Source organism: Streptococcus sp. 27098_8_12 (genome assembly GCF_041432115.1).
Lineage (GTDB): Bacteria > Bacillota > Bacilli > Lactobacillales > Streptococcaceae > Streptococcus > Streptococcus parasanguinis_V.
Genome location: NZ_JAPVZA010000012.1, coordinates 23,630 through 45,348 on the forward strand (window position 1 = coordinate 23,630; position 21,719 = coordinate 45,348).

Here is a 21,719-nt window from a genome sequence, read left to right on the forward strand (position 1 = left end):
AATTTTTGGGCAAAGATTTGGTATAATGGAAGGTATGAAACATTCGGAAAAAGAATCACAATACCAGCTCTTGCTGGCTCAATTAGATGCTCTCTTAATGGGAGAAACCAATGCCTTGGCTAATCTGTCCAACGCCAGTGCTCTTTTAAATCAAGCCCTGACTCGTTCGGTCTTTGCAGGTTTTTATTTGTATGATCAAACGGAATTGATCTTGGGACCTTTTCAGGGAGGTGTTTCTTGTGTCCATATCGCTCTTGGAAAGGGTGTCTGTGGAGAAGCAGCTCAAAAGCGGGAAACCATGATTGTCGATGATGTGCGCCAACATGCCAACTATATTTCCTGTGATAGCCGAGCTATGAGTGAGATTGTGGTGCCTATGGTCAAGAACGGTCAGCTCCTTGGGGTTTTGGACCTGGATTCGGAGTGTGTCTCTGACTACGATCAGCTGGACCAAGAATATTTAGAAGAGTTTGTCGCTCTCTTGATCGAAAAGACATACTGGGACTTTAAGATGTTTGGAGTTAAGAACTAATGTATCAAGCTTTATATCGGAAATACCGTAGCCAGACCTTTGGCCAATTGGTCGGCCAGCAAGTAGTGGCACGGACATTGAGACAGGCCGTCGAGCAGGAGAAGATCAGCCATGCCTATCTCTTTTCGGGTCCTCGTGGTACTGGGAAAACCAGTGTAGCCAAGATCTTTGCTAAGGCTATGAACTGTCCTAATCAAGTCAATGGGGAGCCTTGTAACGACTGCTATATCTGTGAATCCATTACCAATGGGAGCCTAGAAGATGTCATTGAGATCGACGCGGCGTCCAACAATGGGGTCGATGAAATTCGGGATATTCGCGACAAATCCACTTATGCTCCGAGTCTAGCCAAGCACAAGGTCTACATTATCGATGAGGTCCATATGCTTTCAACAGGGGCCTTTAATGCCTTGTTGAAGACGCTGGAAGAGCCAACAGAAAATGTGGTCTTTATCCTTGCAACAACGGAGTTACACAAGATTCCAGCCACCATCCTTTCACGGGTGCAACGCTTTGAATTCAAATCCATCAAACTGCCGGATATCGTTCATCATTTGGAAAGTATCTTAGCTACAGAAGGCATTGCCTATGAAGCAGATGCTGTGCATATCATCGCTCGACGCGCTGAAGGTGGGATGCGGGATGCCTTGTCCATTTTGGACCAAGCCCTGAGTCTAACTGCAGGTAGTGAGTTGACGACAGCAATCGCTGAAGAGATTACGGGCTCCATCAGTCTAGCTGCGCTCGATCAGTACGTAGCTGCCATCATGGCTCATGATGCGACAGCGGCGCTGGATCAGCTTACGATTATCTTTGATAATGGCAAGAATATGGCCCGTTTTGTTACGGACTTACTTCAATACCTGAGAGATCTCTTGATTGTCCAGACAGGTGGCGAAAACACTCACGCTAGTGACTTGTTTGCGGCGAATCTGGAAGCTGATCAAGCCCGTCTTTTTGCCCTGATTGACCAGGCGACGACCAGTCTTGCGGACATCAAAAATAGTCTGCAACCGCGTATCTATACTGAAATGATGACCATTAAATTGGCTGAAAGCACAGGCCAAGTTTCTAACTCAGCTGCTGTGGAAGTTCCTTCCAATGTGCTAGCCCAGCTGGAGGACTTGAAGAAGGAAGTCGCTCAACTTAAGCAACAATTAGCGCAATCAGGTAGCAGTCTTCCTGCTTCAAAACCAGCAGTAGCGCGTCCAACCAAGTCGAACAAGGGCTACCGTGCAGATCGAAACAAGGTCAACGCCATTTTACAAGAGGCGGTTGAAAACCCAGAGTTGGCACGGACCAACTTGATCCGTCTTCAGAACGCTTGGGGGGAAATTATCGAGAGCTTGGCAGGTGCGGATAAGGCCCTCTTAATCGGATCCCAGCCGGTTGCTGCCAATGAAAATCACGCTATTTTAGCCTTTGAGTCTGCCTTTAATGCTGAACAGACCATGAAGCGGGACAACCTCAATACCATGTTTGGCAATATTCTCAGCAATGCTGCCGGCTTCTCGCCAGAGATTTTAGCGGTTTCGATGGAAGAATGGACCCAAATTCGGGCAGAGTTTTCGGCTAAGGCACGTGGGCAAAAAGCGGAAGTGGTAGAAGAAGAGGAAAGTGTCATCCCTGAGGAATTTCACTTTTTATCCGATAAAATCACCCTGCAAGACGATTAAGACATGAATTTTTTACTGAATCATGGTAAAATAATTTTATGAATAGAAAACAATTTGCAGTGATAGCAGTCTTTACTGCTATGGAGACATACTTTTTCAATGAAGCGACCATGGCGGGTCAAATGCTCTTTACATGTTTTTGGGCCCTCTTGATCTTACGCAATCTCCAGACGGCCTATATGGTGGAGAAAATTGCTAGTGCCATTGAAAAAGAAATCAGAAAGAAAAGAAAATAAAACCTTTGAAAAGGAATCCTTTTTCAAAGGTTTTTTTCTTGTTTAAAAGGCTTCGTGGCATTGCTTGCGGTAATCTCCTGGGGAGAGGCCGACTTTTTGTTTAAAGGCCTTTGTAAAGTAGGAGTAGTTGTCATAGCCTACTTGGATGGCGACTTGATAAATGGGGGTATCGCTTTGTGATAGCATTTCTTTTGCGGCGGCCATCCGTTTATCGGTGATGTATTTCACCAGGGTTTCGCCGGTGTCGCGCTTAAACATCCGCGCTAGATGATCTGGACTGAGAAAAACCATTTCGGCCAGCTTGGTGCGACTGATATCCTCCTTGTAATGGTGATCGATGTAGTCAGTGATCCGCTGGATGAGATTTGATTGGTGCTCTAGATCGATCACATAATGGCGAGCAGAGCTCCAGTAATCCCCGATATAGGTTTCAAAAGCTTCGATGGCATGAAAACGCCGTTCGAAGAGAAATTGATGGTGTTTGTTTTGAAATAACTTGTGGGCGAGAATGCCGTTCTTGTCCAGATAAATCCCAATTTGCTGGCTCCAGTCTAGCTGGAGTTCACTCAGAGCTGAGAGCGGGATGCGATCCTGACTCTCTAAGCTACGGATGATTTGGAGGAGCTGTTCTGTCTCTAGCTGATTTGTAAACGTGAGCGATGTCCGATGAGTAGGCTTTTGAGGTTTGGGACCAAAACAAGCATAGGAGTGGATACTGTTCCAATGAAAGACTTGTTCGTCACTGTATTGGCAGAGTTGAAGAGCCTTCATTAAGAGGGTTTCAAGGGAAATCGTATCTGAGTAAAGAAGGATAGAGGATCGGTCTAAGTCTTGCTGGATCTTCTGCTGAATGGCCTTTAGGAAGTCTGCACACTCTGCGGTTTGATTTTTTTTGAAGAGGCAGAGGTAGCGATCGGTCTGGTTTTCGATTTTACTGAGAGCGCAGTAGTGGACAGGGAAATCCAGGGAGAGATCCTTGATACAATGGCGGAGCTGCAAACGCCAAGAAGGGACACTGGGCTGAAAGTCTTCTTCAACTAAGTGGAGGGTGATGAGGACCAAAAGGTAGTCTTCATGTGGGTTGGGACTATAGCCGAGCTTCATGACTTCTTGAAGGAGCTGTTCCACTTGAGATGGACGCGGTTTTCGTAGGTAGTCATGCCAAAATTCAGCTTCTCTTTGTCCTTGCTGGGCTAATTGGGCCACACTCTTGTGGCGCTTGATCTTATTGAGGGCTTTTTGAATGATAAATTCTAAGCGGTCGGGGTCAATCGGTTTGAGGTAGTATTCAAAACTTTGGAGTTCAATGGCTTTTTGGGCATAATTGAAATCAGCATAATTGGTGAGGAAGATCGTTTGAATGTCATATTTTTCTGACCGGACCCAGGCTAGGAGATCTAGCCCACTGCCTTGTGGCATCTCGATATCACTGATCATGAGGGCAATCGGGTGGCTTTGAATGATGGCTTGGGCTTGGCTCAGACTGGAGGCGGTATATACCTGCTCAATGCCCAAGGCTTCCCAATGGATGGTTTCCTGTAGGGCTTTAATGATAAAACGATCATCGTCAACGAGTAGGATATTCATGTGTGTCTCCTTTGTAGGGTTCATAAGGAAGGCTTAGCTGGATGCGGGCACCTCCTTGGGATCCATTTGAAAATTGAAGCGTGTAGTGATCTGGATAGAGGAGATCTAGTCGCTCCCGTGCATTGGTCAAACCAATGTGGTGACCATCTTCTGTGACTAAGGATTTTTTCTCTGCTAGATCTTGTAAGATAGCGGAGCTAAAACCGGGTCCATTATCCTGAAGGGAAATGGCAAGGTGTTGGTTTGCTTCTTCATGAATGGAAAGCTGAATGTGGAAGGAATCTTGGAAAGAAAAGCCGTGTTTGATGGCATTTTCCACAAAGGTTTGTAGAAGCAGAGGGGGAATAGCCGCATCTTTCAGACCAGGGTCCCAGTCCAGGTCAAAGTGGATGTTGTCCCCATAGCGGATTTTCTGGATCTCTAGGTAATTTCGGATATGTTGGATTTCATCTGCTAAGCGATTAAAATCTTGGTTGGCTTGAAAGAGGTGGCGCAAGTAGTTGGAAGTCACCTTGGTCAATTCCTCGATTTCCTTATAGTCCTTGGTTTGGAGCATGCTGTGAATCATGGAAAGCATGTTGAGGTAAAAATGGGGTCGGACTTGATTTTTGAGGTAATTGAGTTCGACTTTTTTGAGATTGAGTTGCGCGTGGTAGGCTCGAATTTGGAGATCTTTCATATGGATCAGGACCTGATTGAGCTTGTGATTGGCCTGATCGATCTCTAAGATCCCTTGGTCTTCGATCACATCTAGCTTGGTAGAAGCGGCATCTAGCTGAGAAAGACGCTGGGTGAGTCGTTTCATCGGTTGGATCATCCGTTGACGAATATAAAGGATCAGAATGGTGGAGAGAACGGCGATGATCAAAGGGACCAAGGAGAGAAGGGTTTCCAGTACGATATTTGTACGGAAAACATCCCCGTAATCGACCGTCACATACAGATCAAAAGGCAGGTGGGTTTGATTGCTATCGGCTTGAATGACTGAATCTGTAGCATGAATCTGGTTGGGTCGATCGATGGATAAGCGCCCTTTTTTCCCAATATTGAGCTTTTGCAAGGGTTTTAAAATATCCTGGGTAGAAATGATGGCATAGATAGCCTTGCCCTTGTAATGGAGGGATTTTAAGAGATAATCATGCTGGTTCAGGCTGATTCGTTGCCATTTTTGATTGGTCTTGTCTGTTTCTTTGTCATAGGTTTTAAGATGATCTTTCAATTGTACATAGTCCAGGTAGGGCAGTTGAAGACTGGAGGCATTGAAAAAATGGGGGATATCTCTTGTCTCTATGAAAAAGGTAATGGGGCTATCCATCTGGTACTGAAACTCCGTAAAATCGATCCGCAATTTTTTTAGATTTTCATGAAAATCCGTGAAATCAAGCGGGGTATTGAGCTCTGTCAAATAGTCATTGTGGCTAATGGTACTGTACATAAAACGCTCAACGGAGTGAAGCTCTGTATTTAAGGAATCCGCATAGATATGAATCGAGTCCTCTAAATGGAGCATATTTTGGTGTTTAATAAAATTTCGGCTAATCCCGCCAATCAGAAGGTTGATCAAGGTATTGACGACTAAGAGGAGAAAGAGTAGGCGCGAAAAAAATTGAATCGAGTGATCTCGTGTACTTCTGTGAATAGCTTTCATAATGAGCACCTCACATATATTATAGCACTATTTGAAAACGGATTCATGAACAAAACCGATATTAAAGTAAAAAAAATCGGGAAAGTACATGTTTTTGTGTGGAGAAAACGGAAAAGTGAATGAAGATGCACGAAAAAGTTCTATAAAGATGGAAAGGATTCCTATAAAATAGAGGAGAAAGAAAAGGAGGGCCTTATGAAAAGTGAAGTAAATGCGAAGCAGAGCAAATTTAAGAAAAATATTCCTTTATATGTGCTGCTCCTACCATCGATTATTTTATTGATTTTATTTGCCTATATCCCTATGGCGGGTCTAGTCATCGCTTTTAAAGATTACTCTCCCGCTACTGGGATATTTGGAAGTCCTTGGGCTGGTCTCAAGTATTTTAACCAGTTCTTCTCATCCTTCCAATTTGCAACAACCATGAAGAATACCTTGAAAATTTCTATTTACAGTATTCTGGTTGGTTTTCCCTTGCCGATTGTTCTAGCTATTATTTGCAACCAGATTCGTGTGGGCAAGTTCAAAAAAATCTTTCAAGTAACAACTTATTTGCCTCATTTTATCTCGACCATGGTCATGTGTGGGATGATTATTCTTTTTCTCTCTCCAAGTAGTGGACTGTTAGCCAATGTCCTCAAATTGGTCGGCTTAAAGATGCCTGCCCTCTTATCCAAACCGGGTAGCTTTGCAGGTGTCTATGTCTGGAGTGATGTCTGGCAACATATCGGTTGGGATAGTATCATCTATCTAGCCGCTTTATCAGCCATTGATCCGACCTTTTATGAAGCTGCGACCATGGACGGGGCGAGTCGATTGCAAAAAATCCGTCATATTGACTTACCCTTACTGTTACCAACGGCGATGATTCTCTTGATTCTCAGAGCAGGAAGCCTACTCAGTGTTGGTTTTGAAAAGGTCTTGCTCTTACAAAATCCACTCAATCTGGCAGGAAGTGAAATCATTTCGACCTATGTCTACAAAGTGGGGATGATTAATTTTCAATATAGTTACTCGACAGCGATCGGTCTCTTTAATACCTTGGTTAACTTGATCATCTTACTGTCGGTCAACTGGTTTGCGAAACGCTATACCAAGACAGGATTGTTCTAGGAAGGAGGAGAAATTGTGAAATTGTTTCAACATGCGAGAAAGACCAAGTCAGAAATCCTCTTTGATATTTTTATCTATGGTCTAGCGATTTGCTTGATTCTTTTGATTGTCTACCCTTTGTGGTTTGTCATTATTGCCTCCTTCAGTAATCCGTCTGATGTGGCAACTGGTAAGGTTTGGTTTATCCCGAGGGAATGGCGACTAGATGGCTATCAACGCTTGATTGAGCAACCTTTGTTTCTAAAGAGCTATCTCAACACCATCCTCTACACAGTTGTAGGGACCATCGTTGCCCTGGTCATTAATATCCCAGCTGGTTACGCCTTGTCGCGAAAGGACCTCTTTGCTAAGAAATGGGTCAGTGTCTTCTTTATCGTTCCCATGTTTGTCTCTGGGGGCTTGATTCCCATTTATTTGACAGTGAAACAAATGGGATTGGTCGACACCTTCTGGGTAATGGTTGTACCGTTTGCAGTATCTCCTTACAATATCGTTGTAGCTCGGACTTTCTTTAACAATAGTATTCCAGAAGGGATGTGGGAAGCCGCCCAGATCGATGGGTGCGGAACCATTTATTACTTTAGAAAGATCGTGCTCCCCTTGTCCAAGGCTATTATTGCCGTTATTGGACTTTGGACAGCAGTAGGGATCTGGAATTCTTGGTTCAATGCCTTGATTTATTTGACCAATGAAAATCTTCAACCCCTGCAATTGATCCTGCGCCGTCTCTTAATTAGTAATCAAATGTTGCAATCGCAAGCAACAGGGGAGGTAGCTTCTGACCTCCGTATTAAGGCTGATATGATGAAATATGCAGCCATCGTTATCTCAACAGCACCGATTATGATGCTGTATCCATTCGTCCAAAAATACTTTAATCAAGGTGTCATGATAGGGGCCTTGAAAGAATAGGAGAAGATCATGAAAAACAGGAAATTTGCCTATTTGCTCCTTGGAGCAGCTGCTTTAGCTGGCTTGACGGCTTGTGGAGCTTCCACAAATAAATCAAGCACTGACAAGAATGATGGAAATACCTTCAAGATCACGACCGTCCGTTGGTCGGATTGGGGGGAAGACTATCACAAAGGTTTTCTAGATGATTCAGCCAAGGAATCGGGTATCAAGATCAAATGGGATACCATGGTGGCTGCAGACTGGTCTGATAAGAAATCTGTTCTTGTTGCCAGTGGAGATTTACCAGACGCTTTCTTGGGATCCAATGCCTTCACGGATTCTGAAATTGCTCAGAACCAAAACATGTTCATTCCATTGGAAGACTTGATCAAGGATAATATGCCAAACTTGAACAAGGCCTTTGAAAAAGAACCGAAATTAAAAGCCATGGTGACCAACCCTGATGGTCATATTTACAGTCTGCCTAAGAAATTGCCAATGCGGCCAATCGTCGGTAACCAACTCTTTATTAATAAGAAATGGTTGGACAACCTTGGCTTGAAGATGCCGGAAACCTATGATGAATTGGTGACTGTTTTACAAGCCTTCAAGGACAAGGATGCCAATGGTAATGGCGATGTCAATGATGAAATTCCATTTGGCTCTGGTAACTTTGATCCGACCTTCTCTTATATCTTGCCATTCAACAACCGTCTTGGTGGAGATAATACCTATGAAATGTCCGTCAAAGATGGCAAACCGGTCTACCTCCGGACGGAAGAAAGTTATAAACAAGGGATAGCGGCGATGCATGAAGCCTACAAGAAAGGCTTGATCGACCCTGAACTCTTTACAGAAGATACCTCCATGTCTGTTGCCAAACGGATGGACAAGGGTGTGGCGCGTGTCGGTGTATCAAGTGGTTGGACAGCAGATGCAACCTTTGGCCAACATGCCAGCGAATATGCTCCTCTCCCAGCATTAAAAGGCCCTGATGGCAAACAATATGTCATTTCTGACCCAGATCATTTGAACTATGGACGCAATGAAATCCTGATCACGAATAAGTGCAAGGACCCTGCAAAATTGCTCAAATGGTTGGATAAATTCTACACGGATGATGCCAGCATCCAAAACTTCTATGGCTCCTTTGGTATTGCGACTGAAAAAGATGGCGACAAGTACAAGGTTTTGGCTCCAAAAGATGGTAAATCAGCCGATGAATGGGCTTGGATCAATTCCCTTCGTGACTTTGGACCAAAATATGTGTCTGATGATATCAATAGTCATGTCGACATCGACCAAACACAAGGTGATGGCCTCAAATTGAAGATGGACAAAGAATTGAAACAATACGCTTTGCCAGCCTATCCAAATGTTATCTACTCTCAAGAAGAATTGAACAAATTGTCCTCTATTTATGTCGATATCAACTCCTATGTTACCCAACAAGCTTCTAAATGGGTTGTCGAAGGGGGCGTCGAAAAGGATTGGGATGATTACAAAGCAACCTTGAAGAAGATGGGCATTGATGACTTTATGAAGATTCAACAGGATGCCTATGATCGTTACCAAAAAGAAGTGAAGTAACAGGGGTCTAAAGTGATTCAAGTAAGTAACTCAGGGGCCTAAAGCCCCTGAGTGCTTCCTTGGAGGAAGTGGAAGAAAATAGAGATGAAGAACAAGGAGAAGAAGATGCAAAAATTATTTTCATTGGATGGACGCTTGGTCAAGACCTTGACCCGGTTGACAGACATCATTATCTTGAACACCTTGTTTATCGTTTGCTGCCTTCCGATTTTCACGATCGGTGCATCGCTTACCGCTTTAGCAACCATGTGGCACCGCTTGTTGAAAGGGGTAGATACGGATCTCGTCTTTCATTTTTTCCGAATCTTTCGAGCTAATTTCAAGCAAGCGACGGTGATTTGGTTGACTTGCCTAGGACTATCAGCCCTTCTTTATTTGGATTACTGTCTTTTTTCAAATACGGCGCTCTTAAGTGAGTATGGGATTTGGATTTTGCTTCCCTTTATCGTCCTTCTATGTGGAGGGATGACCTTGATCTTCCCTTATATCGGCCTCTTTGAAGACCCTACAAGAAAGGTCTGTCTGAATAGTTTCCTCATTGCTCTCTTAAATCCTATTCAAACCATCTTTCTTATCTTCTTCAATCTGGCAGTGGTTTATATCAGTCTCAGTAGTCCTGAACGGTTACTGACAGCTATTTATCTCTTTACCTTTGGTGGTTTCGCTCTTTGGAGCTTCTTGAATGTCCGACTGACCGATCAGATCTTTTCAAGGATCCAAAAAGGAGAAGTCTTTGAAAAATAAGGTCAAGCAAGTGGGAAGTATATTTTCCTAATATTATTTAAATCGAATAAAGTTTCCTAGATTTTTAGGAAACGATAGATAGTAGCACAACTTTTTTTGCTAAAAAACTAAATGATGCTGAAAAGAATAAATGATATAGACTTTTAGCCTTATTCAAACATATGCTGAAACTTTCCGCTGTGAGAAAAGTGCTAGAAACAATTATGTTTCTAGCACTCGGGAGTTTTGGAACTTTAAGTCCAAAACTAAGTCATGGAACTTCAAAGAAGTTCGCTGACGTCCGACCTCACCTAAGGAAAGTTTCTCTGGTGACTTTTTCTCAATCCGAAGTTTCCTAGAAAATCTAGGAAACTTTTTTTATTTCATAAACATTTCACATTTCTTTTCTATAATAACTATAACAAATGATGAAAGCGTCCACATTGCATTGCTATGGACCTTGAAATGGAGGGTAAGATCATGCTCTTACAACAGGCAATCGCCTATATTTCTCGAAAAAGAACGAGGAATCTGGTTCTCTTTCTGATTCTCCTTTTGATCCTCTCTTGCTTGTATTTTTGTTGTTCACTGATGCAAGTGGGAGAAAGGTTGGAGGACCACATCAAGCAGTCGGCTGGGACTAGCTTTGCCCTGACCAGTAAGCAAGGGGATACTCCCTTTCCTCTAAAGGAAGCTGAAAAGGTGCAGCAGCTAGCTGGGGTGGGAGCCATGGTTCCTCAATATGAAAGTCCCGTTCGCATTCTTGGTAAAGAAGCAGTGACGGGACAGCAGTCGGTAGAGCGGGATGATTTGGGGCAGGAAGCCAAGCAAGCGCTAGGCGCTGTCTTTACCCAGAAGACAGACCAGCACCTAGATTTCCGCAGTGGCAGTTTCCAACTGGTGCAAGGCAAGCACTTATCCGACAAGGCTCGCGGGCAGATCTTGATCCACCAAGAGTTGGCTAAAAAGAACAAGCTAAAGGTCGGAGATTCCTTGACCTTATCCAGCTTTCAGATGGGAGAGACTCCTGCCAAAGAGCAAACCTTTAAAATCGTAGGGATCTTTTCAGGTAAGAAACAGGAAAAATTCACAGGAATGACCTCTGATCTGAGTGAAAATCAAGTCTACCTCCCTTATGAGGATGCGACCAAGCTTCTTGGTCTCAGTCAGCAAGAAGTGACCCAGGTCACCTTTGGCGTCAAAGATCCTGAGAAAATCGATGCCCTCTTGAAGCAAGTCAAAAGCTTGGATCTGGATTGGCAGTCTCTGCGCGTGGTCGAAGATCGCAAGGCCTTTGACCAGATGAAGGAATCCTCTCAGACCCTAGAAGGCCTGGTGCGGATCATGATGATCGTCCTCCTGGTGACGGGAGCCGGTGCCCTATCGCTCTTACTGAGTCTCTGGACACGGGAGCGGATCCATGAAATCGGCGTTCTCTTAGCCATTGGGAAGAGCAAGGGGCGGATCTTTAGACAGTTCCTCTTGGAAGTGGTGTTGGTATCCCTACTGGCAGTGATTCCAGCCTTTCTGATCGGGCGGATGATCAGCCATCGTTTCTTGGAGCAATTTGTCGGACAGACCGGTCAACAGCAGACCCTAGAATTACTCAACCAAATCCCTCAAGGCCTTTCCTTAGGAATTGCCTATGCTAGCCTCTTGTGCTTGATCCTTCTGTCGCTCGGTGCAACAACCAGCTTGATCTGGCGCAAGACCCCAAAAGAAATATTAACAAAAATGAGTTAAGGAGAAATGACACCTATGTTAGAACTCAAACATGTATCCTATAGTTACCAAAGCTACCAAGAAGAGATCTTCTCAGACGTGAACTATCAGTTCAAAAATGGGACATTTTACAGCATTATCGGTCAGTCTGGAGCAGGGAAATCGACCCTCCTCTCCCTCTTGGCTGGTCTGGACAATCCCAAGAAGGGGCAGGTTCTCTTTGATGGGGAGGACATCCAGACCAAAGGGTCTAGCTACCACCGCAAGCACCATGTCTCCCTGGTCTTTCAGAATTACAATCTGATTGACTATTTGACGCCACTGGAAAATGTCCGCCTGGTTAACAAACAAGCAGGGAAAGACATTCTCTTGGAATTGGGATTGGATGAAACGCAAATCAAACGCAATGTTCTTCAATTGTCTGGAGGGCAACAGCAACGGGTGGCTATTGCGCGTGCGCTCGTTTCAGAAGCACCAGTCATCTTGGCAGATGAGCCGACAGGAAACTTAGATGAACAGACAGCGGGTGACATCATTGCCATTTTGAAGAAGTTGGCCAAGGAACGCCAAAAATGTGTTATCGTCGTCACCCACAGTAAGGAAGTGGCAGAGGCCTCCGATGTGGTCTTGGAATTGAGTCGCCGTAGCCTCGTTGAGAAGAGCAAGTAAGGAGGGAATGCTATGTTGCGAAATGCTTTTGCTTATATCACACGTAAATGGCCCAAGTCTCTCTTGCTCTTTGCCATCATTCTCCTCATGGGGACCTTGAGCTTGATCGGACTCTCGATGAAGGGTGCAACCCAAAAAGCTTCATCGGAAAGCTTGGGATCCATCACCAATAGCTTCTCGATGCAGATCAACCGCCGGACCAATCCAGGAACCCCTCGGGGAGCTGGGAATCTCAGAGGAGAAGATATCGAAAAAATCAGCCAGGTAGAGGGGATCACCTCCTCCATCAAGCGGATCAATGCTATCGCGGATATCCTAGACCACGAGATTATTGAGACCGAAGAAACCTTACAAAACCAATCTCCAGAGCGGGCTAAACACTTCAAGAATACCTTGATGGTGACAGGGGTCAATGACTCTTCAAAAGAAGATAAGTTTGTCTCTGGAGCCTACAAGCTGGTCCAAGGGGAGCACCTGACGGATAAGGACAAAAACCAAATCCTCATGCACGAAGATTTGGCGAAAAAGAATGGTCTCAAGGTAGGCGATAAGGTGCGCCTCAAGTCCAATCTCTACGATGCTGACAATGAAAAAGGGGCTAATGAAACCGTCGAAGTGACCATTAAAGGCTTGTTCTCAGGAAAGAACCAAGCTCCTCTAACTTACGCCCAAGAGTTGTATGAAGATACCCTCATTTCTGACTTGGATACAGCTGCCAAACTCTATGGCAATACTGTTCAAACAGCTACCTATGAGGACGCTACCTTCTTTGCCAAAGGGGATCAGGATCTAGATGCCTTGATCGAAAAAATCAAAGCCTTGGATATCCCATGGAATTACTTTGACTTGGTTAAGAGCTCTTCCAACTACCCAGCCTTGCAAAAATCCATCAGCAGCATGTTCCAAGTGGCGGACTACTTGTTTATCGGTAGCCTTATCTTTGCTAGCTTGCTTCTCACTCTTCTCCTCGTCTTGTGGCTCAATGCCCGTCGCAGAGAAGTGGGTATCTTGCTGGCTCTAGGGCTTTCTAAGGTACAGATTGCAGGGCAATTTGTGGCAGAATTGGTCATGATTTCCATTCCAGCCTTCCTCCTCTCCTATGGAGTCGCAGGTCTTCTTGCCAAAGCAGTGGGAGATACGGTGCTCAAAAACGTCACCAGTGGCATTGCCAAACAAATGGCTCAAGAATCCTCTGCAGCCAACCTTGGTGGAGGAGCTGAGGCGGAAAGCTTCAGTAAGACCCTGACAGATATCTATATGGACATCCAACCGAGCCAATTGCTGGTGATTGTTTTGGTCGGTGGCCTTCTCTTGATTCTTGTATCCATCCTTTCTTCACAATGGCTCTTGCATAAGAAACCAAAGGAACTTTTGGTGGATGTCGAATAAGAGATTGTTTCCTAAAATAGAAATAGGGTATAATAGGAGGTAGAAGTTTCTTAGATAAAAAGGAAAGTGTATGAAGATACTAATCGTAGAAGATGAAGTCCTGATTCGAGAAGGGATGAGCGACTATCTCATGGAATGTGGCTATGAAGTCTTTGAAGCAGGCGATGGGCAGGAGGCCCTGGACCTCTTTCACAGAGAGACGCCGGATCTAGTCTTGCTGGACATCCAGCTTCCTATCCTCAATGGCTTGGAAGTCCTCAAGACTATTCGCAAGACTAGCTCAGTCCCTGTCCTCATGCTAACGGCCTTCCATGACGAGGACTATAAGTTGACAGCCTTTGGAGAGTTGGCAGATGGCTATCTGGAAAAACCCTTCTCCTTGTCCCTCTTGAAGGTCCGTATCGAAGCTATTTTTAAAAAGCTTCAACCTTCACGGGTCTTCACCTATGGAGAGGCACGGGTGGATTTTGAGAGCTACACAGCCAGCCTAGCAGGCCAAGCCATTTCCATGAATGCTAAGGAGTTGGAAATCTTGGAATACTTGCTCCAGCATGAGGGCAAGGCCCGGACCCGCTCTCAGATCCTCGATGCCGTCTGGAAGGAGACAGAAGAGATTCCTTTTGACCGGGTGATCGATGTCTATATCAAGGAACTACGAAAAAAACTGGAGTTGGACTGTATCGTTACGGTACGCAATGTCGGCTATAAATTGGAGAGACCATGACCAAACGGAGTATCTTTGCAAAAATCTTTCTGATTACCTTTGCCCTTTTTAGTAGCTTAGTCATCCTTCTCCATGCTTCGGTTTACTTTATTTTCCCATCGACCTATATCGAGTCCCAGCGCCAGACGATTTTGAAGAAATCACAGGCCCTGGCCAAGAGTTTCCAAGGCCAGGAAGAAGGGACTATTGAGTCGGTCATCGACCTTTATTCCAAGACCAATGATATCAAGGTCTCGATCAAGGGCAAGGAAAAACAAAATGCCCTAGAGGTCAAGGATGACTTGCTCCTGAACCCGGATAGCCAGAACAATTCCCTGGTCATTGAGGAGCGAAAGATCCAGACTAAAGAGGGAAAGGACTTGACCTTGCAATTCTTAGCAACTGTCGATTCCCAAAAGGAAGCGCGGGACATCAGTCTGGGCTTTCTTCCCTATAGTCTTCTGGCTTCCTTTGTTCTGTCGCTGATTGCCTCCTATCTCTATGCCCGCCTGATTTCTGCTCCAATCCTTGAGATCAAGCAGATGACCAAGCGGATGAAGCGTTTGGATCGGACAGCTAGTCTTCCCATTCACTCGCAGGATGAGATCGGCGTTATTAAGCAACAGATCAATGATCTCTATCACCATCTCCTAGAAGTGATCGACAATCTAGAGCAGCAGAAACAGGAAAATCTGAAGTTGGAGCAGATGAAGGTGGAATTCCTACGGGGAGCCTCGCATGAACTCAAGACGCCTCTAGCCAGCTTGAAGATTATCCTAGAAAATATGCGGGATAAGATCGGCCGCTACAAGGATCGGGACCGCTACCTGTCGGTCTCCCTCGATATCGTCGATGAGATGAACCAGATCGTCTTAGAAATCCTGTCTCTCTCTTCTGTCCAAGAATTAGCCGGTGACAAGGAGTGGATCCAGCTTGATCAGGCCTTAGAGCAGATCCTCGACCAGTACAAGGTCTTGGCTCAATCTCGCTCGCTCACGATTGACAATCAGATCCCAGCCAAACCAATCTATATGGACCCAGCGATTCTGAAATTGGTCCTCTCAAATGTCATCAGCAATGCAGTCAAGCATTCGGATGCCGGTGGAGAGATCCAGCTCCGTCTCGAAGAAGAAGGGACGCACTTGGCAGTTGAAAATACCAGTCAAGAAATGGTAGAGACTGCTGAAATGCCAATGACCGCTAGCCGTCAGAAGAAGGAAGGCGGCTTGGGACTCTTCGTGGTCCAACACTTGCTAGACCATGAGGAACTGGCCTACCAATTTGACAAAACGGCTATGGGCTTGCGCTTCCGTATGGAACTGCCCAAGGAGCCACAAGAATAAAAAGAGGCTGGGACAAAAGTCCTAGCCTTTCAATTATTTTTGGATTGTTTAGCAAGACGCAGTGGTTGAGTGGGCTCTACTACGCTGATTTCATCAGCTTTTACAGCCCTACTCAACTGTGCGGAGGTGGGACGACGAAATCGAATTCTAACGAATTACCGATTTCTGTTCCACTCTCTTGTATTTAATCAACCTTTTCTACCTTTAGTAACTGGCCGTGTTTTAATTCATAAATGGTATCCACATAGGTCAGGATAGAGCGGTCATGGGTCACCATGATGGCGCTCTTGTTTTTGGATTTGACTTCTTTTCGGATTAATTGGGCGATTTCTTGCCCTCGATCTGGGTCTAGGCTAGCCGTTGGTTCATCGGCTAAGATGACCTGTGGATTTCCGATGAAGGCGCGAGCAATGGCTGCCCGTTGCTTTTGTCCACCGGACATCTGATTTGGGTATTGGTGGTAACAAGCTTCGATACCCAGATCTGCCAACAAGGCTTTGACTTCCTCTTGGCGTTTTTTCTTGTCCTTTTCCCCTTTTAATTTGGCCACCAGTTCTAACTGGTCACCGATTTTCATATAGGAGAGGAGCTGGTGATCTTGAAAGATGAAACCGAGCAATTCCAGCCGTTTTTGCGTCCATTGGCCTTGGTTGAGGCCGGTCAAGTCTTGGCCAGCGATACGAATCTGCCCCTCATCTGCTGACAAAAGCAAGCCAGCGATGGCTAAAAGCGTGGATTTACCAGATCCTGAAGGGCCCAAGATGGCGACGAATTCGTTGGGTTCGACGCTTAAATTAAGCTGGTTGAGGACATGGTGCATCTGGTTGCCATCGGCGTAAGATTTTCTGATATTTTCTAATTCGATAATGGCCATCTTATTCTCCATTTCCACCAATGACTTCGATTGGATCTACTTTTTTGATTTTAACAAGGGACAAGGCACCACACAAAATAGAAGTTAGGATAAAGCTAACCGAGATGGTGAGATTGTCCTTCAGGGTCATAAAGGAAGGGACGCTATTAGGTAAAAATGGCGCCATTATGGTTGCCAAGCCAAGCCCCAGCAGCACTCCAATGAGGGAGATGATGGTGAGCTGGGATAGTTGGACATAGGTAATCTGGCTCATGGACATGCCAATAGCCTTCAAGACACCGTACTGTTTCAACTTCTGCAGGGTGAGGATATAGAAGAAGACCCCAAGGATAGCAGAAGAAGCGAGTAAGAGAACCCACGTGATCATCCGTAGCGTCAGGTTTTGAGCCTTGTAGCCAGGGATTTTATCGATCACCTGCTTCTTATCCGCCACCATCAAGTTGCTGGCTAGATCACTAGAAGGGATGCTTTTCTTGGTCACGAGGGTTTGGGCTTGCCATTGATAGCTTGGATCTGTTTTTTGTCGCATGCCTGTGTAGGTATCCGAGCTGATAAAGCCAATCTCGCTGTAGCCGTATTTGGCATTTTTCGCGAAGGCCACGACCTTGAGTTTTTGCTTAGAGGTTTTATCGATCACTTGATCACCGACTTGGATCCCCTCATCCTCTTTGAAAGAACTGTCCAAAATGACCTCGTTTTTCTTTAAGTCGGAGATCTTGAGGTCTGTATCTTCCATGATTGGATTGAGGATCTCTTCTTCGTTGTGATCGGTCGCGAAGTAGGTGATATCCAGAGTGTTGGAATCCTCTGATTTTGAGACGGTTGCCCGCTGGATGGACAAGCCAGAATAGTCCACCCCCTCTATCTTTTGGACCTCATCTACATCTTTCGCCGTAATAGTTGAAAAGGGGATAATCCCTTCTGAATCTGTTGAAAGGATGTAATGTAGCGACCCATAGTTATCGATTTGGGCCGATACCGACCGGCCCAGTCCATTTGTCAGACCGGACAAGAATACCACCATAAACATGAGGATGGTAATGAGGAGTTCAATCAGGATAAACTTCTTGGGTTGGTATTTAATTTCATTCCATGCGATTTTCATATTCGTTCTCCTTTTAGCACGGAGGTGCTCGAGTAGCTCGGCACCTAAACATACTCTACCATCATACCACAAGTGGGGGGGATAATAGGAGGCTGGTGTTTGGTAGAGTATGAAGGAATCGGATTTGTTTACTGTGTTCAATTTGATTCTCAATTATTAATTGTTAATGAATACAAAAATAAATCTGCTATAGACAAGAAAAAGCCTTGATTTCAAGGCTTTTCCTGTTGATTTAGATGCCCTCTGCATGGATTTGGAAAGAACTTTCATATTGAGAGTAATTAAAAATGTTGAAATATAATTGAATTTCGGAAGGCGCTTTTAGGTATTTTCAATATCATGATTTAAAAGTAGGGCAAAAAAACATACTGAATTGAACTGTTTAGTAGCTTAAATATATCATGGCGCTATCTAAAAAGTTAATTTTATAGAGTTTGTTGGAATAGTTACTGAGTTTTTTGTTTAATATTCAAACTTTATTATTATATCGTGAAAATAATTAGAAAAACAGACTTGTATTATTTTGAAATTTTTATATGATGAAGGTGTAAGAACTATAAAATAGCCTGTTAGAAAGGGGAATGGAAGAATTAATCAGGTTATATAAAATTGGTGATTGGTATTTAATGTTGTAAAACAAGAAAGGAAAAGGTAAAAAATGCAAATACATAAAAAAATTTTTATAGTAGCGCTGGTTTTATCCATTTGTATCTCACTTTATTTTCTTATCAATCCGTCTAATATTCTCACCTTTCCGATTTTTGTGAGTGAATTTGATGACACCACATTAAAATATTACATGTTTGTGAAGATTGGAATTGTATTATTATTTATCAAATTCCTACTAGATATATGCTTAGAATTTATCAAGAATTGGTTTAAAAATTTTTGATATTTCTTCACACAAAAGAGTCTGAGACAGCGTTTTGTCCCAGACTCTTTTGTGAGTTGTGAGCTCTGTTTTATAGATTCCACTGCTTGAGGGAGATTTCGCCGCTATTGAGCCAGATTTCTTCTTGATTGTCTAATTGGACCAAGAGTTGGCCGGTATCAGAGATGTCTTTGGCAAGGCCTTGATAGGTCTGTTGGTTCTGCTCAAAAGTGACAGTTCGTCCTAAGACCAGAGAGCGCTCTTTGTAGAGGTAGACCAGTTCATCGACATCTGTTTGGAAGAATTCCTTCCAGATCTCACTGATGAGGTCATCGCGGGTGATGGGACAAGGGCCTTCAAATAAGGAACCTGCCTTACTTTCTAGCTCTTCTGGGAAAGTAGGGATGGCTAAATTAAGACCGACTCCGATAATGACATCCGTGACGAGACCAGTCTCGATGGACGTGATAGCTTCGGTAAGGATTCCCCCAATTTTTTTATGGCGGTAGTAAATATCATTGACCCACTTGATATCGATATCGATCAGGGTCAGGTTTTTAATAGCCTTGTAGATGGCTCCAGCGACCATCAAGGTATAAGGGGGGAGCTCCGCAGGGGGCAGTTGTGGCTTGAGATGAAGGGACATGTAGATGCCCCCTTGATCGGGGCAGTAGTAGTCACGACCAAAGCGGCCCTTTCCAGCGGATTGCGAATTGGCTAGGTAGAGCGCCTTGCCATCTTGATGGGTTTCTATGCCTAATTTTGCATCCAATTGGGTGGAGCTACATTGTTCGTTTAAGGAAACGGTCAATTGGGTATTTTTTGCGATCACTTCAGGAAGCAGAATATCGCCTGAGACCAGTTTGTAGCCCTTCTTTTTGAGGGATTCGATGACGACCCCATCTTTTTCTAGACGTTGGATGGCCTTCCAGATAGAGGTGCGGGAAACACCTAGTTCTTTTGCCAGCTGCTCCCCGTTGACATAATCATCTGCCTGAGAAAGGGTTTGAAAGAGGATTTCGTGTGTTTTCATAGGACCTCCTAGCGACTGCTATCTCGAATCGTCAGTTTGGTAGCTAATTTGACCATATAGGGAACACTTGGTTGAGCCCCTTGAAAGGTTTGCCGCAACATTTGAATGGCTTGCTTGCCCATTTCTTCTGTGTAGACGGTCACTGTAGAGAGGGCAGGAAAGACATACTTGGCGATGGAAGTATCATTGAAGGAAATGAGACTGACGCGATCAGGAACTGCGATTTGGTGCTCCTGAAGAGAGCGAAGGGCTCCGACAGCCAAGGCATCACTGGCCATGAAAAAGGCAGTTGGCAAGTCGTCGCCTAATGCTTGAATCAGTTGCTCCATCATCTGATAACCCGACTCGGTCGAGAATTGCCCAACAGAGACAAAGCGCTCCTCATAAAGTCCTTTTTCCGTGAGAAACTGTTGAAAGGTCCGTTGACGGGGATCCATCTGTAGCGGTGTCGCATCTGCGGTTTCTTCCTGACCAACCAAGAGCCCGATCTCCTTGTGGCCCTGCTCAAGGAAATGCTCGAGAGCGGTGATGACAGAATCTTCTAGATCGGTCGTCACACAGGAATGTCCTAAATAGAGGGTATTGCTATCGACAAAGATCAGGGGTTTGCCGTAGCTTTCTAGATCTCGAATGGTCTTAGGACTGAATTTCCCAAGAGCGATGATGCCGTCTGCCTCTTGAATCAAGGACCAATCGTCATTATTGAAGATACGAAAGATCTCATAGCCTAATTCCTGGGCTTGTTTTTCTAACCCCATCCGAATGGCATAGTAGTAGAGGTCATCTAATTCTTCTTCGCGCGTGTACCATTCAAAGATGACGATTTTATGAAAATCCTCAACTGGTTGAGGCGCTGTTTTGCGGCTCTTCTTTTGGTAATGGAGGTCCTCGGCGATGCGAAGAATCCGACTGCGCGTGTCTTCCCCAACCGATAAGGTTGCATCCTGGTTGAGGACGCGAGAGACCGTTGCCTGAGAAACGCCTGCTTTTTCCGCAATGTCTTTAATCGTTGCCATAGTTCATCCTTTATTGATTTCTACTTCCAGTATACTCTAAAAACTAGTAAAAAGAAATAAAATTTTACTAAATTTTATGTTTGCTGCGATATTGGCTAGGAGTCAGTTGGCTATAGGCCTTAAAAGCCTTTGAAAAATAAAGGGGGTCTGAAAAGCCAACCGAGTAAGCTACAATCTTAATGCTTTCGTCCGTATTGGTCAGTAACTGTTGGGCACGCTGCATGCGGACCGAGTGCAAGAATTCCTTGGGAGAGATCTGGTGAAACTCCTTAAAGACAGTTGTCAGATAGGAGCGATGGACATTGAGGTGATCGGCGATTTCTTGAATACTCAAGTGTTCTTTATTGTAATGTGTCTCAATCACATGCTTGCAGGTCAGGTAGAGTTGATAGGTCGGAGATGGATGGCTCCGATGGATATCGGGAGCCACTTCGCTGATAAGAAATAGCAGTTCATAGATCTGAGAGAGAAGGTGGAGTTGGTAGTGCGAGGTCATTTTTGAAGCCTCTGCCTTGTGGACGAGTTGTTCCATAAACTGGCCGATCCGTTCGGTTTCCACCTCTGTTTTCTTTAGAAAGCCTTTTTCATGCAAGGTAGAAAAACGCATGAAATCACTCACCTTGGTGCCACTGATGCCAATCCAGTAGTAGGACCAAGGTTCTTCGGCATCGGCCTTGTAGTAGGTCACTTTATTTTTGGGGAGAAGAAAGAGATCCCCGGCCTCTAGGTGGATTTCTTTTTTATTGAAGTGGAAGACTCCCTTTCCCTTGGTAATAAAATGCAGAACAAAATTGTCCCGAACGCTGGGGCCAAATTCATAGTTCTTCGGGCAATCTTCGTAGCCATAAAAATCAAGGGCTAGGTCAATGGTATCAGTTTGGTATTCAGAAAAGACTAACATAGGTAAACCTCCTACCTAACATTTTACCATATATGTCCAACAAAATTCTATTTTAGTAAACGTTTACATTATGTAAAATAAAGACATGTTAAAA

The 21,719-nt window shown here is 44.5% G+C and carries 19 protein-coding genes; 12 read left to right on the forward strand and 7 right to left on the reverse strand.

Annotated elements, in window-relative coordinates:
• Positions 1 to 34 precede the first annotated feature (34 nt).
• The 3 genes from O3629_RS06200 to O3629_RS06210 are packed head-to-tail and all read left to right on the forward strand — an operon-like array spanning position 35 to position 2,444.
• The gene (locus tag O3629_RS06200; protein ID WP_371608901.1) at positions 35 to 532 is read left to right on the forward strand and encodes a GAF domain-containing protein; all 498 of its coding nucleotides are present in this window, start codon (positions 35 to 37) and stop codon (positions 530 to 532) included.
• Entirely contained in the window at positions 532 to 2,208 is a 1,677-nt protein-coding gene (dnaX, locus tag O3629_RS06205; protein ID WP_371608902.1) for a DNA polymerase III subunit gamma/tau, read from the forward strand. The genes O3629_RS06200 and dnaX overlap by 1 nt, the downstream gene beginning before the upstream one ends.
• A 38-nt stretch (positions 2,209 to 2,246) precedes the next feature.
• Complete coding sequence (locus tag O3629_RS06210; RefSeq protein ID WP_024055805.1) at positions 2,247 to 2,444, forward strand: DUF3272 family protein; 198 nt, start codon at positions 2,247 to 2,249, stop codon at positions 2,442 to 2,444.
• 42 nt (positions 2,445 to 2,486) lie between these two features.
• Here O3629_RS06210 and O3629_RS06215 read toward each other — a convergent pair whose 3' ends face one another.
• Both O3629_RS06215 and O3629_RS06220 read right to left on the reverse strand, forming a co-directional pair.
• Positions 2,487 to 4,031 (reverse strand): helix-turn-helix domain-containing protein, encoded by a 1,545-nt coding sequence (locus tag O3629_RS06215; protein ID WP_371608903.1) that lies wholly within the window; start codon positions 4,029 to 4,031, stop codon positions 2,487 to 2,489.
• On the reverse strand, positions 4,012 to 5,679 hold the full coding sequence (locus O3629_RS06220) for a sensor histidine kinase (protein ID WP_371608904.1): 1,668 nt from the start codon (positions 5,677 to 5,679) through the stop codon (positions 4,012 to 4,014). Before O3629_RS06220 ends, O3629_RS06215 begins: the two co-directional genes overlap by 20 nt.
• Before the next feature lie 195 nt (positions 5,680 to 5,874).
• Here O3629_RS06220 and O3629_RS06225 point away from each other — a divergent pair, with 195 nt between their 5' ends.
• The 9 genes from O3629_RS06225 (at position 5,875) to O3629_RS06265 (ending at position 15,825) form a co-directional block, all read left to right on the forward strand.
• Positions 5,875 to 6,792, forward strand: a complete 918-nt coding sequence (locus tag O3629_RS06225; RefSeq protein ID WP_021153492.1) for a sugar ABC transporter permease — start codon at positions 5,875 to 5,877, stop codon at positions 6,790 to 6,792.
• A gap of 15 nt (positions 6,793 to 6,807) precedes the next feature.
• Positions 6,808 to 7,704, forward strand: coding sequence for a carbohydrate ABC transporter permease (locus O3629_RS06230; RefSeq protein ID WP_195189524.1), 897 nt, complete (start codon positions 6,808 to 6,810; stop codon positions 7,702 to 7,704).
• Positions 7,705 to 7,713: 9 nt separating this feature from the next.
• Entirely contained in the window at positions 7,714 to 9,276 is a 1,563-nt protein-coding gene (locus O3629_RS06235; protein WP_024055800.1) for an extracellular solute-binding protein, read from the forward strand.
• Positions 9,277 to 9,381: 105 nt separating this feature from the next.
• Positions 9,382 to 10,020, forward strand: coding sequence for a YesL family protein (locus O3629_RS06240; RefSeq protein WP_371608905.1), 639 nt, complete (start codon positions 9,382 to 9,384; stop codon positions 10,018 to 10,020).
• A gap of 459 nt (positions 10,021 to 10,479) precedes the next feature.
• Positions 10,480 to 11,742 carry an ABC transporter permease gene (locus tag O3629_RS06245; RefSeq protein WP_371608906.1) on the forward strand — a complete coding sequence of 421 codons (1,263 nt, stop codon included), beginning with the start codon at positions 10,480 to 10,482 and terminating at the stop codon, positions 11,740 to 11,742.
• A gap of 6 nt (positions 11,743 to 11,748) precedes the next feature.
• On the forward strand, positions 11,749 to 12,390 hold the full coding sequence (locus tag O3629_RS06250; protein ID WP_080674687.1) for an ABC transporter ATP-binding protein: 642 nt from the start codon (positions 11,749 to 11,751) through the stop codon (positions 12,388 to 12,390).
• A gap of 12 nt (positions 12,391 to 12,402) precedes the next feature.
• Positions 12,403 to 13,779, forward strand: a complete 1,377-nt coding sequence (locus tag O3629_RS06255; protein WP_371608907.1) for an ABC transporter permease — start codon at positions 12,403 to 12,405, stop codon at positions 13,777 to 13,779.
• A gap of 70 nt (positions 13,780 to 13,849) precedes the next feature.
• Entirely contained in the window at positions 13,850 to 14,503 is a 654-nt protein-coding gene (locus O3629_RS06260) for a response regulator transcription factor (RefSeq protein ID WP_048790036.1), read from the forward strand.
• Positions 14,500 to 15,825: an ATP-binding protein gene (locus O3629_RS06265; RefSeq protein WP_371608908.1), complete on the forward strand. Its 1,326-nt coding sequence runs from the start codon at positions 14,500 to 14,502 to the stop codon at positions 15,823 to 15,825. The genes O3629_RS06260 and O3629_RS06265 overlap by 4 nt, the downstream gene beginning before the upstream one ends.
• A 184-nt stretch (positions 15,826 to 16,009) precedes the next feature.
• Here the strand turns inward: O3629_RS06265 and O3629_RS06270 are convergent, their stop codons facing one another.
• The 5 genes from O3629_RS06270 to O3629_RS06290 form a co-directional block, all read right to left on the reverse strand.
• Positions 16,010 to 16,699 carry an ABC transporter ATP-binding protein gene (locus O3629_RS06270; protein ID WP_037607957.1) on the reverse strand — a complete coding sequence of 230 codons (690 nt, stop codon included), beginning with the start codon at positions 16,697 to 16,699 and terminating at the stop codon, positions 16,010 to 16,012.
• Between the two features lies 1 nt (position 16,700).
• Entirely contained in the window at positions 16,701 to 17,804 is a 1,104-nt protein-coding gene (locus O3629_RS06275; RefSeq protein WP_371608909.1) for an ABC transporter permease, read from the reverse strand.
• Between the two features lie 962 nt (positions 17,805 to 18,766).
• Positions 18,767 to 19,708: a bifunctional biotin--[acetyl-CoA-carboxylase] ligase/biotin operon repressor BirA gene (gene birA / locus O3629_RS06280; protein ID WP_371608910.1), complete on the reverse strand. Its 942-nt coding sequence runs from the start codon at positions 19,706 to 19,708 to the stop codon at positions 18,767 to 18,769.
• A gap of 8 nt (positions 19,709 to 19,716) precedes the next feature.
• On the reverse strand, positions 19,717 to 20,724 hold the full coding sequence (locus O3629_RS06285) for a LacI family DNA-binding transcriptional regulator (protein WP_371608911.1): 1,008 nt from the start codon (positions 20,722 to 20,724) through the stop codon (positions 19,717 to 19,719).
• Positions 20,725 to 20,791: 67 nt separating this feature from the next.
• Entirely contained in the window at positions 20,792 to 21,625 is an 834-nt protein-coding gene (locus O3629_RS06290; RefSeq protein WP_257738429.1) for an AraC family ligand binding domain-containing protein, read from the reverse strand.
• Between the last annotated feature and the right edge of the window lie 94 nt (positions 21,626 to 21,719).

What these genes read in the sequence shown, in the direction of transcription:
- O3629_RS06275 (WP_371608909.1), bottom strand. Translation starts at nt 17,804, where the DNA reads ATGAAAATCGCATGGAATGAAATTAAATACCAACCCAAGAAGTTTATC.
- O3629_RS06265 (WP_371608908.1), top strand. Translation starts at nt 14,500, where the DNA reads ATGACCAAACGGAGTATCTTTGCAAAAATCTTTCTGATTACCTTTGCC.
- O3629_RS06255 (WP_371608907.1), top strand. Translation starts at nt 12,403, where the DNA reads ATGTTGCGAAATGCTTTTGCTTATATCACACGTAAATGGCCCAAGTCT.
- birA (WP_371608910.1), bottom strand. Translation starts at nt 19,708, where the DNA reads ATGAAAACACACGAAATCCTCTTTCAAACCCTTTCTCAGGCAGATGAT.
- O3629_RS06285 (WP_371608911.1), bottom strand. Translation starts at nt 20,724, where the DNA reads ATGGCAACGATTAAAGACATTGCGGAAAAAGCAGGCGTTTCTCAGGCA.
- O3629_RS06240 (WP_371608905.1), top strand. Translation starts at nt 9,382, where the DNA reads ATGCAAAAATTATTTTCATTGGATGGACGCTTGGTCAAGACCTTGACC.
- O3629_RS06225 (WP_021153492.1), top strand. Translation starts at nt 5,875, where the DNA reads ATGAAAAGTGAAGTAAATGCGAAGCAGAGCAAATTTAAGAAAAATATT.
- O3629_RS06290 (WP_257738429.1), bottom strand. Translation starts at nt 21,625, where the DNA reads ATGTTAGTCTTTTCTGAATACCAAACTGATACCATTGACCTAGCCCTT.
- O3629_RS06250 (WP_080674687.1), top strand. Translation starts at nt 11,749, where the DNA reads ATGACACCTATGTTAGAACTCAAACATGTATCCTATAGTTACCAAAGC.
- O3629_RS06235 (WP_024055800.1), top strand. Translation starts at nt 7,714, where the DNA reads ATGAAAAACAGGAAATTTGCCTATTTGCTCCTTGGAGCAGCTGCTTTA.
- O3629_RS06270 (WP_037607957.1), bottom strand. Translation starts at nt 16,699, where the DNA reads ATGGCCATTATCGAATTAGAAAATATCAGAAAATCTTACGCCGATGGC.
- O3629_RS06220 (WP_371608904.1), bottom strand. Translation starts at nt 5,679, where the DNA reads ATGAAAGCTATTCACAGAAGTACACGAGATCACTCGATTCAATTTTTT.
- O3629_RS06210 (WP_024055805.1), top strand. Translation starts at nt 2,247, where the DNA reads ATGAATAGAAAACAATTTGCAGTGATAGCAGTCTTTACTGCTATGGAG.
- O3629_RS06215 (WP_371608903.1), bottom strand. Translation starts at nt 4,031, where the DNA reads ATGAATATCCTACTCGTTGACGATGATCGTTTTATCATTAAAGCCCTA.
- dnaX (WP_371608902.1), top strand. Translation starts at nt 532, where the DNA reads ATGTATCAAGCTTTATATCGGAAATACCGTAGCCAGACCTTTGGCCAA.
- O3629_RS06260 (WP_048790036.1), top strand. Translation starts at nt 13,850, where the DNA reads ATGAAGATACTAATCGTAGAAGATGAAGTCCTGATTCGAGAAGGGATG.
- O3629_RS06200 (WP_371608901.1), top strand. Translation starts at nt 35, where the DNA reads ATGAAACATTCGGAAAAAGAATCACAATACCAGCTCTTGCTGGCTCAA.
- O3629_RS06245 (WP_371608906.1), top strand. Translation starts at nt 10,480, where the DNA reads ATGCTCTTACAACAGGCAATCGCCTATATTTCTCGAAAAAGAACGAGG.